The 16,273-nt window shown below is 42.4% G+C and carries 21 protein-coding genes (1 of these 21 cut by a window edge); 19 read left to right on the top strand and 2 right to left on the bottom strand.

The genetic code is table 11. From position 1 onward, the window contains the following. The first annotated feature begins 50 nt into the window (after positions 1–50). The 4 genes from ACSQ2E_RS21555 (at position 51) to ACSQ2E_RS21540 (ending at position 3,504) form a co-directional block, all read left to right on the top strand. The gene (locus ACSQ2E_RS21555; RefSeq protein ID WP_435994011.1) at positions 51–470 is read left to right on the top strand and encodes a nuclease-related domain-containing protein; all 420 of its coding nucleotides are present in this window, start codon (positions 51–53) and stop codon (positions 468–470) included. A gap of 47 nt (positions 471–517) precedes the next feature. Further along, positions 518–1,480, top strand: coding sequence for a UV DNA damage repair endonuclease UvsE (uvsE, locus tag ACSQ2E_RS21550; RefSeq protein WP_435994009.1), 963 nt, complete (start codon positions 518–520; stop codon positions 1,478–1,480). Between the two features lie 97 nt (positions 1,481–1,577). Further along, positions 1,578–2,057, top strand: a complete 480-nt coding sequence (locus ACSQ2E_RS21545) for a PH domain-containing protein (RefSeq protein ID WP_435994007.1) — start codon at positions 1,578–1,580, stop codon at positions 2,055–2,057. Continuing rightward, positions 2,047–3,504 carry a PH domain-containing protein gene (locus tag ACSQ2E_RS21540; protein WP_435994005.1) on the top strand — a complete coding sequence of 486 codons (1,458 nt, stop codon included), beginning with the start codon at positions 2,047–2,049 and terminating at the stop codon, positions 3,502–3,504. Before ACSQ2E_RS21545 ends, ACSQ2E_RS21540 begins: the two co-directional genes overlap by 11 nt. A gap of 44 nt (positions 3,505–3,548) precedes the next feature. On the opposite strand, the gene ACSQ2E_RS21535 is transcribed toward ACSQ2E_RS21540, so the two are convergent. After that, positions 3,549–4,133 carry a rhomboid family intramembrane serine protease gene (locus ACSQ2E_RS21535; RefSeq protein WP_435994003.1) on the bottom strand — a complete coding sequence of 195 codons (585 nt, stop codon included), beginning with the start codon at positions 4,131–4,133 and terminating at the stop codon, positions 3,549–3,551. 134 nt (positions 4,134–4,267) lie between these two features. On the opposite strand from ACSQ2E_RS21535, the gene acpS reads away from it, so the two are divergent. From acpS to ACSQ2E_RS21465, 14 genes are all read left to right on the top strand, one after another. Next, on the top strand, positions 4,268–4,618 hold the full coding sequence (acpS, locus tag ACSQ2E_RS21530) for a holo-ACP synthase (RefSeq protein ID WP_435994001.1): 351 nt from the start codon (positions 4,268–4,270) through the stop codon (positions 4,616–4,618). A gap of 208 nt (positions 4,619–4,826) precedes the next feature. Beyond that, a complete protein-coding gene (locus tag ACSQ2E_RS21525) occupies positions 4,827–5,840 on the top strand; it encodes a LolA family protein (protein WP_435993999.1) in 1,014 nt (337 codons plus the stop codon). Between the two features lie 246 nt (positions 5,841–6,086). Next, positions 6,087–7,292: an alanine racemase gene (gene alr, locus ACSQ2E_RS21520; RefSeq protein WP_435993997.1), complete on the top strand. Its 1,206-nt coding sequence runs from the start codon at positions 6,087–6,089 to the stop codon at positions 7,290–7,292. 126 nt (positions 7,293–7,418) lie between these two features. After that, positions 7,419–7,700 carry a CopG family ribbon-helix-helix protein gene (locus ACSQ2E_RS21515; protein ID WP_032085355.1) on the top strand — a complete coding sequence of 94 codons (282 nt, stop codon included), beginning with the start codon at positions 7,419–7,421 and terminating at the stop codon, positions 7,698–7,700. A 4-nt stretch (positions 7,701–7,704) separates the two neighbouring features. Continuing rightward, on the top strand, positions 7,705–8,055 hold the full coding sequence (gene ndoA / locus ACSQ2E_RS21510) for a type II toxin-antitoxin system endoribonuclease NdoA (protein WP_034763063.1): 351 nt from the start codon (positions 7,705–7,707) through the stop codon (positions 8,053–8,055). A gap of 406 nt (positions 8,056–8,461) precedes the next feature. After that, positions 8,462–9,292: an RsbT co-antagonist protein RsbRA gene (locus tag ACSQ2E_RS21505; protein ID WP_435993995.1), complete on the top strand. Its 831-nt coding sequence runs from the start codon at positions 8,462–8,464 to the stop codon at positions 9,290–9,292. Beyond that, on the top strand, positions 9,289–9,645 hold the full coding sequence (locus ACSQ2E_RS21500; RefSeq protein WP_034763058.1) for an STAS domain-containing protein: 357 nt from the start codon (positions 9,289–9,291) through the stop codon (positions 9,643–9,645). Before ACSQ2E_RS21505 ends, ACSQ2E_RS21500 begins: the two co-directional genes overlap by 4 nt. Before the next feature lie 2 nt (positions 9,646–9,647). After that, the gene (locus ACSQ2E_RS21495) at positions 9,648–10,049 is read left to right on the top strand and encodes an anti-sigma regulatory factor (protein ID WP_435993992.1); all 402 of its coding nucleotides are present in this window, start codon (positions 9,648–9,650) and stop codon (positions 10,047–10,049) included. A gap of 10 nt (positions 10,050–10,059) precedes the next feature. Next, on the top strand, positions 10,060–11,070 hold the full coding sequence (locus ACSQ2E_RS21490; RefSeq protein WP_435993990.1) for a PP2C family protein-serine/threonine phosphatase: 1,011 nt from the start codon (positions 10,060–10,062) through the stop codon (positions 11,068–11,070). 74 nt (positions 11,071–11,144) lie between these two features. After that, a complete protein-coding gene (locus ACSQ2E_RS21485; RefSeq protein ID WP_435993988.1) occupies positions 11,145–11,477 on the top strand; it encodes an anti-sigma factor antagonist in 333 nt (110 codons plus the stop codon). Then, a complete protein-coding gene (gene rsbW / locus ACSQ2E_RS21480) occupies positions 11,477–11,944 on the top strand; it encodes an anti-sigma B factor RsbW (protein WP_435994683.1) in 468 nt (155 codons plus the stop codon). Before ACSQ2E_RS21485 ends, rsbW begins: the two co-directional genes overlap by 1 nt. Then, complete coding sequence (gene sigB, locus ACSQ2E_RS21475; protein ID WP_435993986.1) at positions 11,922–12,719, top strand: RNA polymerase sigma factor SigB; 798 nt, start codon at positions 11,922–11,924, stop codon at positions 12,717–12,719. The genes rsbW and sigB overlap by 23 nt, the downstream gene beginning before the upstream one ends. Then, a complete protein-coding gene (locus tag ACSQ2E_RS21470) occupies positions 12,719–13,315 on the top strand; it encodes a PP2C family serine/threonine-protein phosphatase (RefSeq protein WP_435993984.1) in 597 nt (198 codons plus the stop codon). The genes sigB and ACSQ2E_RS21470 overlap by 1 nt, the downstream gene beginning before the upstream one ends. A gap of 99 nt (positions 13,316–13,414) precedes the next feature. Then, the gene (locus ACSQ2E_RS21465; RefSeq protein WP_435993982.1) at positions 13,415–15,583 is read left to right on the top strand and encodes a Tex family protein; all 2,169 of its coding nucleotides are present in this window, start codon (positions 13,415–13,417) and stop codon (positions 15,581–15,583) included. 93 nt (positions 15,584–15,676) lie between these two features. On the opposite strand, the gene cmpA is transcribed toward ACSQ2E_RS21465, so the two are convergent. Next, positions 15,677–15,790 carry a cortex morphogenetic protein CmpA gene (cmpA, locus tag ACSQ2E_RS21460; RefSeq protein ID WP_094075192.1) on the bottom strand — a complete coding sequence of 38 codons (114 nt, stop codon included), beginning with the start codon at positions 15,788–15,790 and terminating at the stop codon, positions 15,677–15,679. A 142-nt stretch (positions 15,791–15,932) separates the two neighbouring features. Between cmpA and ACSQ2E_RS21455 the strand changes: the two genes are divergently transcribed. Continuing rightward, positions 15,933–16,273, top strand: the 5' portion of a protein-coding gene (locus ACSQ2E_RS21455; protein WP_435993980.1) for a SprT family protein. It continues 130 nt past the right edge of the window; 341 of the gene's 471 nt are visible here — the first part of the coding sequence; the start codon lies at positions 15,933–15,935; its stop codon lies beyond the right edge, outside the window.

The following is a 16,273-nucleotide window of genomic DNA, read 5'->3' as shown; positions in this document are numbered from 1 at the left end:
CCTGCCTGTGGCGAACTGAATATCCATACCCGCTAAAGGAGAGTGATCAATTGATCTGTAAAGAGCTAACAATCCCGCTAATTCTTGAGAAAACAGAGGCATTATCTGGTCGGATTGTCCAACATCATTTAAAAATTCCCCTGATAGAAAAGGATTTACGAAAAAGAAGGGCAGGCTACAACGGAGAATCCACGGTTTACTACCACCTTAACTTCTTGAAAGACAAAAAATATAAAATTTATTACAATGTAAGACTTCCCATCCTCTCAAATCATTTCCAAATGGACTTTCTCCTCCTCACCCGGTTCTATATCCTGATCATCGAAGTATACAACCACCTAACCAATAGCGAACTAAGAAAGTTCCTCCATCTGCAATCAAGAAATACAGCCTACAAAATATTGAAATCCTTTCAGCTCAAAACCGAAGGAGGCACAAAATCTGTCATCTATTCAAAACCCCCTAGATAATTCCACATCTAAAGCACATACTAACCCCAAAAAGGAGTCCTCCACACATGACACTCGTAAAACTCGGCTATGTGGCCATGAGCATGAACCTTCAAAATGCTTCACCCTCCCAAACGATGACCTATAAGCAATTCGCAGGCATAAAGGATCGAGAGGCAGCCATTCATAAATTAGAACGGATTGCCCGGTCCAATTTACAAAACTGCCTCAGGCTTTTAAAGCATAATGTAATGAATGAAATCCATTTCTTCCGATTCAGTTCAAAACTGATTCCTCTTGCGAATCATCCTGAATTAAAGGGTTGGGATTTCATCTCTCCGTTACAGGAGGAGCTCCGGGCGGTTGAAGAGTACCTGAAGCTTCATCCAATGAGGGTGGGCTTTCATCCTGATCACTTTGTTCTGCTGAATTCCAGTGATGTGGATGTGTTGAAAAACACGTTGAAGACGTTGAAGATGCACAAAGCTTTGTTAAAGGGGATGGGGATCGATCCGACCCACCGCTGTGTTCTTCATGTGGGGGGAGCATATGAGGATAAGGAAAAGGCACTTGAACAATTTATCCATAATTGGGGCCTGACACCTGTCTCTCTTCAGCGGATGATCATTCTTGAAAATGATGATACGGTGTTCAGCGCAGCGGATGCCCTTTATTTGTGTGAGAAACTTGGTATCCCTCTTGTGTTTGATTATCATCACCATCTTGCCTATAACGAAAGAGACTGGTTGCTTGATTGGGAAAGGGTGGTTGGGACGTGGAGTCAGTCGCCTTTGCCGGTGAAGATGCATATATCCAGTCCCCGGTCCCGGGAAGAGTACAAGGCTCATGCTGATTTCATCGATCCCGTGATGTTCCTCGACTTTTTACACGGAATGAAAGGCTCGGTCGATGAAATCGACTGTATGATCGAAGCGAAGAGAAAGGACGATGCGTTGTTCAAACTGGTAGAGGACCTGCAAGGAATGGAGGGAATTGAATGGGTTGATAAAAGCTCCTTTATAGTGAAGTGAATGTCATGAAATTTTATTCTCCTCCCAATCTGAAACCATCTCTGTTCCAAAACGTATATTCACTGTAAGATTTAGTAAAGAGAGAAGGGGGATTTGAATGATAGGGGAACCGCAAAAGAGAATATCGCCAATGGCTTTGAAAGTATGGAAGATATATGGAGTACTTGAATCGTTGATTGTGGCTGCCTTGGCAGTAGGAGCGATTGTTTTGACTTTTATATTTGATTGGTCCCATTGGGTGACTGCAATATCAATAGGTGTATTTATCCTTTTTACATATTTGTTCGTGTTTTTACTTCCGACCATCAAGTGGAAGAGGTGGCGGTATGAAGTGAGGGAACAGGAAATTGAACTGCAGAGGGGAATTCTGATTGTGAAACGTACGCTGGTTCCGATGGTGAGAGTCCAGCATGTTGATACAGTACAGGGACCGATCTTAAAAAGATACGGGCTATCGACGATTACCATTTCCACTGCAGCAAACGTCCATGAGATCCCTGCTTTGGACATGGATGAAGCGGATGAACTGAGGAATTCGATATCGCAGCTGGCGAGGGTGGCCGAAGATGATGTCTGAACATAAAAGACTTCACCCTATATCCGCTGTGGCAAGTTTTGTTAAACAACTGAAAGACTTGATTGTTCCATTCGTATTTTTGTTTGTTATAAACAATCGGGGGGAGAAGAATGGATTTTGGGATTATCTGCCGCTTCTATCCATGGCTCTTGTCCTTGTCATCGTTCTTATTTTTGGAATTATTAAGTGGCTTCGTTTTACCTACAGGCTTGAAAGTGGCGAACTGAGGATAGAGTACGGGCTATTTGTGAAAAAGAAACGGTACATCCCGATTGAACGAATCCAGAGTCTGAACTTCTCGGAAGGTGTTTTACACCGTCCCTTTGGGCTTGTAAAGGTGAAGGTCGAAACAGCGGGATCTTCAAATTCCAGGGAGTCGGAAGCGGAACTGACCGCGATTTCAAAGGAGGAAGCCCTGGATTTAGAACGGATGATTTATCGGGAGAAGAAGGGTCAGAGCGTGACGGAGGATTCTTCTATAAAGCAGGCAGCAATTCAGGAAGATGAACCTTTTTTCACCCTTGGTCAAAAAGACATCTGGGTTCTTGCGGCAACCTCTGGAGGAGTGGGGGTCATTATTTCAGGGGTTGCGTTATTCTTATCGCAATTTAATGAACTCATTCCATATAAGGCTGTATATGAAGAAGTGGCTGTGTTTATAAAAAGTGGAATGTTCATGGTCGCATTGACGGCATTTTTAGGGCTGATTCTTGCCTGGTTCCTATCAATCGTCTGGACGTTTATCGTCTATGGTGATTTTAAGATCAAAATTGTGGATGATCATATCGTGATAACAAGAGGACTGCTTGAAAAGAAGCAGGTGACGGTCCCGTTAAACCGGGTGCAGGGGATCCGAATAGTGGAAAACCCTGTAAGACAGCTGATAGGTTACTGCACTGTACATATTGAAAATGCGGGTGGGTCTGTTTTAGATAAAGACAGTATGAGTATTAAATTATTCCCGATCGTGAAGAAGGAACGGGTACCGGAGTTGTTGAAGGGAGTGTTTCCCGAATATGTCATCGGGAGTGAATTTAATCGGCTGCCGGGACGATCCATGAGAAGATATGTATTCAGACAATCCGTCTGGGTATTGGTACCTGTCGCTGCTGCCTGCTATTTCTTCTGGCCATATGGTCTTTGGGCAGCGCTCATTGTGTTGCCTATGGGGACTCTTGGGTATTATCAATACCGCGCAGGTGGATTCAGAATCGATGGGGGACAGTTATCTTTGCGGTATAGAGGGGTATTGAAGAATACGATGTATATGAAGAAAAATCGGATTCAGTCCCTTGATACGAAAGAGAGCTGGTTTCAGGCGAGAAGTGGATTGGGGAGTCTCACGACTACGGTGAAATCAGGGGCAGCCGGTTATGCGAGTCAGGTGAGAGATCTTAAGAAAGAAGATCTGAAAAGGATTGCCTCCTGGTTTTCCCACAGTATATAAACAAAGAAGCGGCCTGCTAATCCTGGCCGCTTCTTGCCTATTTCTTATTTCCTCCCCGAAATCCATCCGATGACAAAGCCCGCGATCAACCCGAAGATATGGGCGGTAATGTTAATGCCTGATTGCATAAAGGTCATAACGACCCCGATGATCACGATGGGAAGGATAATCTGCCGGCTTTCCCTGGTAATAAAATGATTTTTCAGAACGATCATGGCAATATAGAAGCCGAATAACCCGAAAATGGCACCTGATGCACCGACGTGGCTGTAGGTAAGGGGTTTGATTAAATAGGTAATGATATTGGCAAACACACCGCTTGCTAAGTAAAGGGAAAGGAACTTTGCCTTTCCAAGGTGTTTTTCCAGAGGTGGTCCGAATAGGACAAGAGAAAACGAGTTGAATAATAGATGAGCAAAACCCATATGGACGAAGATCGGAGTGATCAGTCTCCACCATTCCCCTTCTTTTATAAATACATTTATACCAGCGAGTTGCTCGTACACCCACAATTGAGGGAAGATGGGAAGGGCACTGACTGCAAATAGGGCGATATGAATCAGTACAATCAAGGAAATAATAGGATAGTACCGTAGAAATTGAGAAAAACTTTCAGTTCGTACAAACATAGTGTATCCTCCTAAATGGGCCTGGTGCGCGAAAATAACAGCTAGTACTATAGTATAAGAAAATGATGAAAATCACGAGTAGAGTTCATTATTAAAATATGCAGGTCAGGACAAGAGTAGAAGGGGAGTCGCATATGATTAAAGGAATAGGGTTGGATATTGTAGAAATCGGACGCATACGGGAATTGCTGGAAAGGCAGCCGAAGTTCGTTAAGAGGATCCTGACGGACAGAGAAGAGGATGTGTTCATTTCGTTGAGTGAAAGGCGCAGGATTGAATATGTGGCTGGGCGTTTTGCTGCGAAAGAAGCCTACGCGAAAGCGAATGGAACCGGGATCGGTACGGTACTTTCGTTTCGGGATATTGAAATCAGTAAGGATGGGAACGGCAAGCCTTATTTTTCAAAGCCTGAGGGAACGCCCTCCCATCTATCCATCACTCATAGCAGGGAGTTTGCGGCAGCCCAGGTCGTCATAGAAGAATAAAATTTCAAGCTTGTCATCATCACTAGCATAATCCCTCGGGTTGTCTCATATATTCAGTAGTGCAATAGGAGAGACAAGGCCAGTTGTTTAACAATCGCGGTTCGTTGGCGAATGGAACCGGGCATTCTTTCAAGGATCGTCCATTCTTTGACAGGTGGCCTTCCCCTCTCTCAATTACGTTTATCCTGGGACAAAAGGGGTTGAAAAAATGAAGAAAAAGCTAGTGATACTAGTGATGGTCATGTTGGCGGTGCTTGCACTCGCCGCTTGCGGAGAGAAATCGAAAGACGATGTAACCAAGGACCTTAAGGCAAAAGTAGAAGATATGAAGGGGTACAAAGCAGATGCAAAGATGACCCTGCAGGTGGGAGAAGAACCCCAAACCTATGATGTGGAAGTATGGCATAATGACCCTAATTATTATCGTGTAGCCCTAAAGAATGCTACGAAAGATCAAAGCCAAATGATCCTGCGTAATGATGAGGGAGTGTTCGTCCTGACACCGGCTCTGAATAAAAGCTTCCGATTCCAAAGCAACTGGCCAGAAAACAGCAGTCAGGCATACTTGTATGAATCACTTGTCAAAGATGTCTTGGAAGACAAGGATGCGACCTTCAAAGAAACGAAGAGCCACTATGTCTTCACCACGAAAACACGTTACCAGAACAGTCAGATGCTCCCTACACAGGAGATTGCTTTCAACAAAAAAGATTTGACGCCGGCATCTGTGAATGTGATGGATTCAGATCAAAACCCGCTTGTGAAAGTGGAGTTCTCTAAGATGGACATGAAAGCTGCGTTTGACAAAAAAGATTTCGATATGAAGAAAAATATGACCGGCGCCCAGCTTGAGGTTCCAGTAACAGCTGCAGTAGAAGATACGGAGTTTACCGTTCTTTACCCGATGTCTGAAATCACCGGTACTGAATTGATAGAAGAAAAAGAAGTGGCGACCGATACTGGGAAACGAGTCATTTTAACCTATGATGGTGAAAAATCCTTTACGATCGTTCAAGAGAAGACGACTGTCGTCCCTACGATGACCGTGTCTACCTCCCTTAAAGGGGAATTGGTGGACCTTGGCTTCACTGTAGCGGCCATGACGGATCAGTCCATCCGATGGACGAATAATGGTGTGGATTATATGCTTGCTTCAAATGACCTGACTCCTTCGGAAATGGTCATGGTGGCACAATCCGTGCAAGGTTCAATGGTGAAATAATCTTTATGATCGGGGCGGGCCTATAGGGTCCGCCTCTTTTCTATCAAGTGATAAAGAGTAAAATCCAATCTCCAGCCATAAACCCTTTAAACCCTTCCACCTTCCCCATTAAACCCCGTGTCGATGTTTTATTCCTGCTAAAGATCCTAAAATCTGTTCACCACAATCAATGATAATATGAATAATTCATGGTATTCTTGAATAGAATGACAATGTTTTGTGTAACGATATGAGGAAGTGAACAGAGTGGAAACCCAGACGCAATTTTTTCGAGATACATGGGCTGAAATCAATTTGGATCATTTATATGAAAATGTAAAAAATATTAAAGGTCATATCCCCGATGACGTGAATGTATTTGCTGTTGTAAAGGCGAATGCTTATGGACACGGGGATGTTCAAACATCTCTCACTGCCCTCGCTGCAGGGGCACATGGATTGGCCGTTGCCTTCCTGGATGAAGCGATTTCTTTGAGAAGGGGAGGCATCACCGCTCCGATTCTTGTCTTGGGGGCTACGCGGCCAAAAGATGTGAAGATTGCTTCTCAATTGGATATTTCATTAACGGTCTTCTGCAAGGATTGGCTTATGGAAGCTGAAAGACAGTTGTCGAAAGAAGATCATTTAAACCTCCATATCAAGTGTGATACCGGTATGGGGAGGATAGGCGTTCGGACATCCGAAGAATTAAAGGGTATCGAGGGGTATATCCATTCTCGCCCACCATTCGAGCTTGAAGGGATCTTTACCCATTTTGCTACGGCGGATGAACTGAATGATGACTATCTTGAGGAGCAATTGGGGCGCTTCGAGTATATGCTTGAACAACTAGAATCACTCCCTGCGTATATCCATTCTTCCAATAGTGCTGCTACTCTAAGGAAAACGGATACCCTTTTTAACGCTGTAAGAGTGGGGATCGCTATGTATGGTCTTACACCATCAATCGAGATGAAACCTGAACTGCCATTTCCGTTGAAGGAAGTCTTTTCACTCCATTCCAGACTCATTCATGCAAAAGAACTTGCAGCTGGTGAGAAGGTCAGTTACGGAGCTACGTATGAAGCTTCCGAATCGGAATGGGTCGGGACGATTCCGATCGGATATGCAGATGGGTGGCTGCGGAAATTACAGGGTCAGGACGTTTTAGTGGCCGGGGAGAGGATTCCAATTGTTGGAAGGATCTGTATGGATCAATGTATGATCCGGCTTCCCGGACCCCGGTCGATCGGTACCCGCGTCACCTTGATAGGCGAGCAGGATGAAGCTGCCATCACAATGGATGAAATTGCCCGAAAGCTTGATACCATCAACTATGAGATTCCTTGTATCATCTCGACAAGAGTACCGCGCATATATATACGGAACGGAGAGGCGACGGAAGTGTCGAATAAGCTCTTATCGACAGGGATGGACCGTCAATCGGAAAATAACCACCCGTTTGATGAATAATTAGTATTTTAACTGGTGGATAATAGAAGAGATTGATAAATTAACTTTTCATTCCCTGTATTTGATGGTATGATAAATATGTTAATGAACAGAAACGGTATGTAGTGATTGGTGGAGGTGTAGTTTGTGTCTGAATCCAGCGCAACAACAGAAATCTTAATTCGTCTACCGCAACAGCTCGTTACAGAATTAGACGGCTTTGCAGATCAAGAAAATGTGAATCGCAATGAGTTTATTTATCGTGCAACCAAAATGTATTTAAGAGAGCGTAAGAAGAGACAATTACGTGAATCTATGAGACGCGGCTATATGGAAATGGCGAAGATTAATCTCGCAATCGCTTCAGAAGCGATTCAAGCAGAATATGAGGCAGAACATACAGTCGAACGCTTAGTAAGCGGAGGTTAATCCTTTGATTGTTAAGCGTGGTGACGTATATTTTGCAGACCTTTCTCCTGTTGTAGGTTCAGAACAAGGCGGAGTTCGGCCGGTACTTGTTATTCAAAACGATATAGGGAACAGGTTTAGTCCCACAATTATTGTAGCTGCCATTACCGCACAAATTCAAAAAGCAAAACTGCCTACTCATGTTGAAATTGATGCAAAACGTTATGGCTTTGAACGTGATTCCGTTATCTTGCTTGAACAGATTCGAACGATTGATAAACAACGTCTTACCGATAAGATTACACATCTGGATGATGAGATGATGGAGAAAGTGGACGACGCCCTGCAGATCAGTGTGGGTTTGATCCAGTTTTAACTCATATCCGTCCTTCGTGTGAATCCATTATCACGTATACAATAGAGACATTATAACTGCAAACCAGAAGGCTTGCTGATCAACAAATGTTTGATCATTAAGCCTTTTTGTTTTGTTTTTTTTTATTTTAATACCCATTGAAGCCTGATTCTGCCTTGAAAGTAGAATCAGGATAATGGAAATATAGACAATTTTATGACAAAACCAGGTAAACCATTTATAATGGGAAAAGAAAGTAATATAAATACCCGAAAAGGCATAGGCTTTTTCTTTTCCATATTTATTTGTTACTATTAAAGTAATTAAGTCATTTTCGTTCTTTGTTGTAAACTACTTTAAGATTGGGTTACATCAATCGGCCTAAATACTGGGGTTAAATTTCATATGATAGAATGGAGAGAACAAAATGTTTAGTGAAGTCACGGCTTATATTCAGGACAATAAATCAGAAATCACTAGTACTTGGATGGATCGTATGCGAAATGAAGCGGATGAGAAGTTTCTCCAAGTCGTTTCAGATCAGGTGTTCACCAAGACAAGCCATGAATTTGTTGAAATGATTGCCGCTAATTTGAGAGATATGAAAGAATTCAACAGCCGCCTTGAAGACTTCGCTGAAAAGGTTGTTAGATTAGGGTGGCCATTAACATTTGTAACTACCGCTTTAGGGACATTTGGTAAAGTGGTATACGAAGGCATGATGGAGGATCAGCTGATCACAGATGAAAATCACGCTTCGCAGGTTGAGAAGTTTGATAAATGGCTGACACCGATGTATAACAGAGTCGTAAAAGCTTACACAGAATCATGGGAAAGAACGGTTTCTCTTCAAAAAATAGCATTACAGGAATTATCTGCACCACTTATTCCGGTATTTGAAAAGATTTCCATTATGCCGCTTGTCGGCACCATTGATACTGAACGTGCCCGTTTGATTATGGAAAACCTGTTAAATGGTGTGGTGAAGCACAGGGCCGAAGTCGTTCTGATTGATATTACCGGTGTTCCGGTGGTGGATACGATGGTCGCCCATCATATCATCCAGGCTGCTGAAGCCGTACGTTTAGTCGGGGCGAAGTGCATGCTGGTGGGAATCAGACCGGAGATTGCCCAGACGATCGTTAATTTGGGTATTGATCTTAATCAGTTCAGCACAAACAGTACGTTACGAAAAGGAATAGAAAAAGCTCTTGAAATGACAAATCGAAAAATAGTTTCGGCGGAGGGATTAGAGTGAGAATACCAATTTTAAAGCTGCATGATTGTTTGTTGATTTCCATTCAGTGGGAGCTTGATGATCAGACAGCCCTTCAATTTCAAGAGGATCTTCTTCAGAAGATTCATGAAACTAGTGCGAGGGGAGTAGTAATCGATATTACTTCTATCGATTTTATTGACTCATTCATCGCTAAAGTACTTGGAGATGTGATCAATATGTCCAGGCTGATGGGAGCAAAAGTTGTCATCACAGGCATTCAGCCTGCTGTAGCAATCACGTTGATCGAGCTTGGAATCAGGTTAGAAGACGTCCTAACCGCTTTGGATCTGGAAAAAGGTCTGGAGAAATTACAATTGGAACTGGGGGACTAGGTATGGATAGCCAATCCTGCGTGAAGATCACGAATGAATGGGACATCGTTGCTGCCCGCCAGTTAGGGAGGAATGTAGCGAAAGAGCTCGGATTCGGCACAGTTGACCAAGCTCGTATCACTACGGCTATCAGCGAATTAGCAAGGAACATCTATTTATATGCCGGCTATGGTCAAATTTGCATTGAAAAATTATTTGACGCCGGAAAAAAGGGCGTGGGCATCATCGCCTTGGATGAAGGCCCTGGTATTGCCGATATCAGAAAAGTAATGGAAGATGGATATTCCACATCAGGCGGATTAGGAGCAGGTTTGCCTGGAGTTAAGCGTTTAATGGACGAATTTAACGTCGAATCTGTACCAGGTGAAGGAACAGATATAAGGGCGACCAAGTGGCTCCGCTAGGGGGAGTTATATGAATTTCAGAGAATTGATGGATTCAAAATATAGAGAGATTATTGAGCACTATTTAAACGACCAAGATGAGAAAGCTCTTTATTTGGGACAGAAATTCAGTCGCAAATCAATTGAGCACCACGTATCACCGGAAGAAATCATCAGTCTCCATAAGAATGTCATCCTGGAGATGGAACCAGACATACCGCACCAGGTGCTGCATTCTTTCGATATTCTTTTGGAAGTCATGATAGGTTATGGTTTTGCCTATCGTGAACATCAAAGCTTGAGAACGAAACAACAGGAATTGAATAATGAAATAGATGTAGCATCCAATATGCAGCAAACTCTCCTTGGCACAGTTATTCCTTCAGTCGAAGGATTGGATATTGGAGCGGTGAGTGTCCCGGCAAAGAAGATGAACGGTGATTACTATCACTTTGTACAGGATGAAAATGACAGCGTAAGTGTGGCCATTGCGGACGTAATCGGGAAGGGTATACCAGCGGCACTTTGTATGTCCATGATCAAGTATGCAATGGACAGTTTACCAGAGTATCGCAATGAACCGAATGCTGTATTGGAAAGCTTGAACAGGGTAGTCGAACAAAACGTGGACGCCAGTATGTTCATTACCATGTTCTACGGAGTGTATAATTCTGAGAAACATCTGTTTTCATACTCATCAGCTGGGCATGAACCCGGCTTTTTTTATAGAGCGTCAACCAATGAATATGAGGACCTTGATGCCAAGGGCCTTCTATTAGGGGTCGATAAAAAAGCGAAGTACAGACAATATGAAAGACGTGTGGAAGTGGGGGATATGATTATTCTCCTTTCCGATGGAGTAACAGAATGCCGCACAGAAGAAGGTTTCCTCGAGAGGGAGGATCTGGTGAAGTTGATCAGCCGGTATACACATCTTCCCACTCAGGAGATCATCAATAATGTGTATAAGCAACTAGAGAAGCTGCAGCACTTTGAGCTTAGGGACGATTTCACCTTAATCATCATAAAAAGAAATTCGTAATGTAGTTTATTTTTTCAAATATAGGGTAAATAAATAGAGACGTATTATAATGTTGCCAAAAAGGTGGTCTTTTTATGAACTTATCAATAGATATGAAAGAAAAAGAAAACGAGCTGCTAGTTAAAGTAGCCGGTGAAATTGATGCATATACAGCTCCAAAGCTTAAAGAAGCTCTTCAGCCATCTGCTGAATCTGATAATAAAGATATAACAGTCGATCTTTCAGAAGTATCATACATGGATAGTACGGGACTAGGCGTGTTCGTCGGTCTGTTTAAAACAGTTAAGGCCCGTGGTGGACAGCTTAATCTAATCGGACTATCTGACCGTTTGCAAAGATTGTTTGATATTACAGGTTTAGGGGATATTATGAATATCAATTCCAAAGTAGAAGGTGGAGTGGAATGATGCGAACTTTTGATTACATCGAGATGAAGATCCCCGCAAAGCCGGAATATGTCGGGGTCATTCGATTGACGCTTTCGGGAATTGCTAGTCGTATGGGATTTGACTATGATGCAATTGAGGATTTGAAGATTGCCACAAGTGAAGCGATCACTAATGCGGTTCAGCATGCGTATAAAGACAATGATGGAGAAGTCGTGGTCGGATTCGCGCTATACGAGGATCGCCTTGAAGTGATGGTGGCTGATCACGGTGAAAGTTTTGATTTCAAAGAAATCCGCAGTGCTGTTGGTCCTTATCATGCCGATCATTCCGTTGAGTTCTTAAGAGAAGGTGGGTTAGGTCTTTACCTTATTGAGAGTCTTATGGATGATGTAAAAGTGCATCACAAGGAGGGAGTGACAGTCTTTATGACTAAACTCCTATCAGGAGAGCAGGTGGAGAGGGATGAAAAAACTATCTCAACCTAACCAGCAGGCACAAAAAGAAAAAGTACTCAAGTGGATCAAGGATTATCAGGAAACCCAGGATGATGATGCACAGAGCCAGCTCATTTTACATTATCAGAATCTCGTTGAGTCCATTGCGAGGAAATATTCAAAGGGCAGGTCTTTCCATGAGGATATAATCCAGGTAGGGATGATTGGCCTGCTTGGTGCGATCAGAAGGTACGATGAATCGTTTGGCAGATCATTTGAAGCCTTCGCGATTCCAACTATTATCGGAGAGATCAAAAGGTTCCTCAGGGATAAAACGTGGAGTGTACATGTTCCCCGGAGAATTAAGGAACTGGGCCCTAAAATTAAATCGACGGTTGAAGAGTTAACAAATCAATTGGAACGCTCTCCACAGGTTCATGAGATTGCTGAGTACCTGGAAGTAAGTGAAGAAGAGGTACTGGAAGCGATGGAAATGGGTAGAAGTTATCAGGCTTTATCTGTGGATCACTCAATTGAGGCTGACTCAGAAGGAAGTACGGTTACGATACTGGATATCGTAGGAGATCAGGATGAAGGTTATGAAAAGGTGAACCAGCGACTTGTTCTGGAGAAAGTCCTTCATGTCCTTTCCGACAGGGAAAAAGCTATTATACAACACACTTATTTAGAAAACCTAAGCCAAAAAGAAGCTGGGGAAAAGCTCGGTATTTCACAAATGCATGTTTCCCGTTTGCAAAGAAGAGCGATCAAAAAGCTTCGGGAAGCCATTCAAGAAGAGATGGACGATTCGGAGAGTCATTATTAATGGCTTATCTTCAACAAAATGAAGTAGAGCTTTATGCAGAACAAGTATCGAAAAATGGGAATCCCTTTTGTGGTGATAGTTATTTCTATACTTCCACAAACGATTACTTTATCTGTGTCCTTGCCGATGGTTTAGGCAGTGGTAAGTATGCATATGAATCATCACATGCTGTCGTGGAGATTGTAGAAAGAAATCACCATGAAGATGTCGAGACTCTCATGAGTCTATGTAATGATGTCCTGCAGAACAAACGTCGAGCTGCCGTGGCGATTATTAAAGCATATTATCATTCCAAAGAATTTGTGTATAGCTGTGTAGGTAATATCCGTTTTTATATGTATGCACCAGAAGGTAAGATGACCTATCCTTTACCGGTCACAGGCTATCTCTCCGGACGGCCTCAAACGTATAAAACTCAACGTTTTCATTATGATACCAACTCAAGATTTCTCATTCATTCAGATGGATTGAGCATTTCCGGCGTAAAGAATATCCTTCAAAGATATCCGACCCTTCATGGGGCGCTGGGTGATATTCAATCATTAGTAGACGGCACAGCAGATGATACAACATATATCATTGGAAACTTACTCTAACAGGCTTAGGGTAAGTTTTTTTGTTTATAGGCCCTATTTCAATCCCAAAAGACAGATATGGTAAAATAAATAAGAATCCTATCAATGGAGGTAATACAATTGGCAGCAACATTAACAAATCAAGAACCATTACTTCATCAAGTATCAAAAGAATTGAATTTATCAATAAAGAATGTAAAAAACGTCATTTCACTTCTGGAGGAAGGGAATACCGTTCCTTTCATCGCACGTTATCGAAAAGAACAGACAGGCGCACTTGATGAAGTCCAGATTCGTAATATCATGGACAAATGGAATTATCTACAGAATCTAGAGCAGCGAAAAGAAGAAGTCATCCGTTTGATAGAAGAACAGGGGAAGTTAACGGAAGAATTAGCCCGGTCCATTCAAAAAGCGGATAAGCTGCAAATGGTGGAAGATTTATATCGTCCATATAAACAAAAAAGGCGTACCAAAGCAACCGTAGCAAAAGAAAAAGGCTTGGAGCCCTTGGCCGAATGGATTCTAACCTTTCCATTAAAAGGAGACCTTACAAGAGAAGCTTCAAACTATATCTCTGAAGAGAATGAAGTGACAACAGTTGAAGAAGCCCTGGGTGGAGCCCGGGACATCATTGCTGAATATATATCCGATGAAGCTTCTTACCGGGACTACATAAGAAAATATACATTCCGTAAAGGGTTAATTGAATCAAAGGTAAAAAAAGAAGAGTTAGACGAGAAAAAAGTGTTTGAAATGTATTACTCCTATCAGGAACCTATTCACAAAGTTGTCCCCCATCGTGTCCTGGCAATGAATAGAGGGGAAAAGGAAGACATTCTCAAAGTGAACATCCAGCCAGATACAGAGGGTATTCAAAACTATTTGGAAAAACAGGTCATTAAGAATATCCACTCTATTTCCGTGCCCCTTGTGAAAGAAGCAGTGGAGGATAGTTATAAAAGGCTCATACAGCCATCAGTAGAAAGAGAAATCCGCAATGAGTTAACTGACAAAGCTGAAGATCAAGCCATTCATATCTTCTCTGAAAACTTGCGTAAATTATTGCTCCAGCCTCCGATGAAAGGGAAGATGGTATTGGGTGTCGATCCTGCATTTCGGACTGGCTGTAAGCTTGCCGTCATTGATGAAACTGGGAAAACCCTCGATATCAATGTGATCTATCCACATACATCTCAATCTCAACGAAATAAGGCAGAGGACGCTTTTAAAACGATTTTGACAAAATATTCGATTGAGGTTGTTGCTATTGGAAATGGAACCGCATCGAGAGAAACCGAACAATTTGTTGTAGATATATTAAAAGAAGCAGTCGGGAATATTTCATATTTAATAGTCAACGAAGCGGGGGCAAGCGTATATTCCGCATCAGATGTGGCGAGAGAAGAGTTCCCGGACCTTCAAGTTGAAGAAAGAAGTGCTGTCTCCATTGCCCGGAGATTGCAGGATCCATTAGCTGAATTAGTGAAAATCGATCCTAAATCAGTAGGGGTCGGGCAATATCAACACGATGTTTCCCAAAAGAAGCTGAACGAGTCGCTAACTTTTGTAGTGGAAACGGCTGTAAACCAAGTGGGTGTGAATGTAAATACTGCATCATCCTCCTTATTGCAATATGTAGCAGGACTTTCTAAAACAGTGGCCAACAATATCGTGAAAAAGCGGGAGGAAGAAGGGAAGTTTCATTCTAGGGCACAATTGAAAAAAATCCCAAGACTTGGCGCAAAAACGTTCGAACAATGTATCGGCTTCCTGAGGATAATGGATGGGAAAGAGGTGCTTGATAGGACGTCTATTCACCCGGAGAACTATAACGATGTAAAGAAGCTCCTTTCTAAAGTGGGGATGAGTGTAAATGACGTCGGTTCAGAAAAACTCAAGCAGTCTTTGGAACAATTGAATATAGATGAAGTCTGTGAAGAGTTGGAAATAGGGAAATTGACTCTGAAGGATATTATCGATTCACTCATTAGACCTGGTCGAGATCCGAGAGATGAGTTTCCTAAACCGTTACTGAAGAAAGATGTTCTGAAGCTTGAGGATCTATCTGAAGGAATGGAGTTACAAGGAACCGTGCGAAATGTAGTAGATTTTGGTGCCTTTATTGACATTGGTGTGAAACAAGATGGACTTGTCCATATCTCGAAGCTGAAAAATGGTTTCGTAAAGCATCCATTAGATGTGGTGTCAGTCGGGGATGTGGTGACCGTTTGGGTTGATAGTGTAGATGTCCAAAAGGGCAGGGTCGCACTGACGATGGTTCCTTAAGAAATGGATAGGAGCTGACTGATGATAGGGAACTATCTGGAGGTCAGCTCCTTTTTATATACGATGAAATAACTTTAAAATAGAAAGTCATCATTAAGAGCAGTTTTTCTTTCTGTAAAAATTCCAACATTGATTAAGGAGTTTGATCTGGTATCGATCTTTCTCAAGATAAGCTTTCCTCAATTGATTGACAAGCCAATTTGGCATGGTTGAACCTCCTTATCCCTTTGAAAGTGCCGATTTAGAATATGGTCTTTCTCCGAGTAGATTGTCAGTTTAAAACAATAAGGTGATACCTAGTGTATGCTATAATGGGTTGTCATGTTCTAATTAAGAAAGAAGGATTTGTATGACGAACGCTGAGCTGCAGCAATTAGTTGAAAGAATTTCAATTCAATCATTCAACAAGCCATTCCAACATAAGGCGTATTTCAACCCAAGATTACGAACCACGGGCGGAAGATATATGTTAGGCAGCCATGATATCGATATTAATCGAAGATATCTGGATGAGCACGGAATGGAAGAATTGATCGGAATTATAAAGCATGAGCTATGTCATTACCACTTGCATATTGAAGGTAAAGGATACAAACATGGGGATCAGGACTTCAAGAGCCTGCTCAAGCATGTCGGGGGACCAAGGCATTGTTCTTCGTTGCCAAGTGTGAACAGGAGGAGCCGGGTGTT

Origin of the sequence: Rossellomorea sp. LjRoot5, assembly GCF_964253455.1 — a bacterium.
Lineage (GTDB): Bacteria > Bacillota > Bacilli > Bacillales > Bacillaceae_B > Rossellomorea.
The sequence above is the reverse complement of the archived record's forward strand: the minus strand, read 5'-3'. Positions and strand labels throughout refer to the sequence as shown.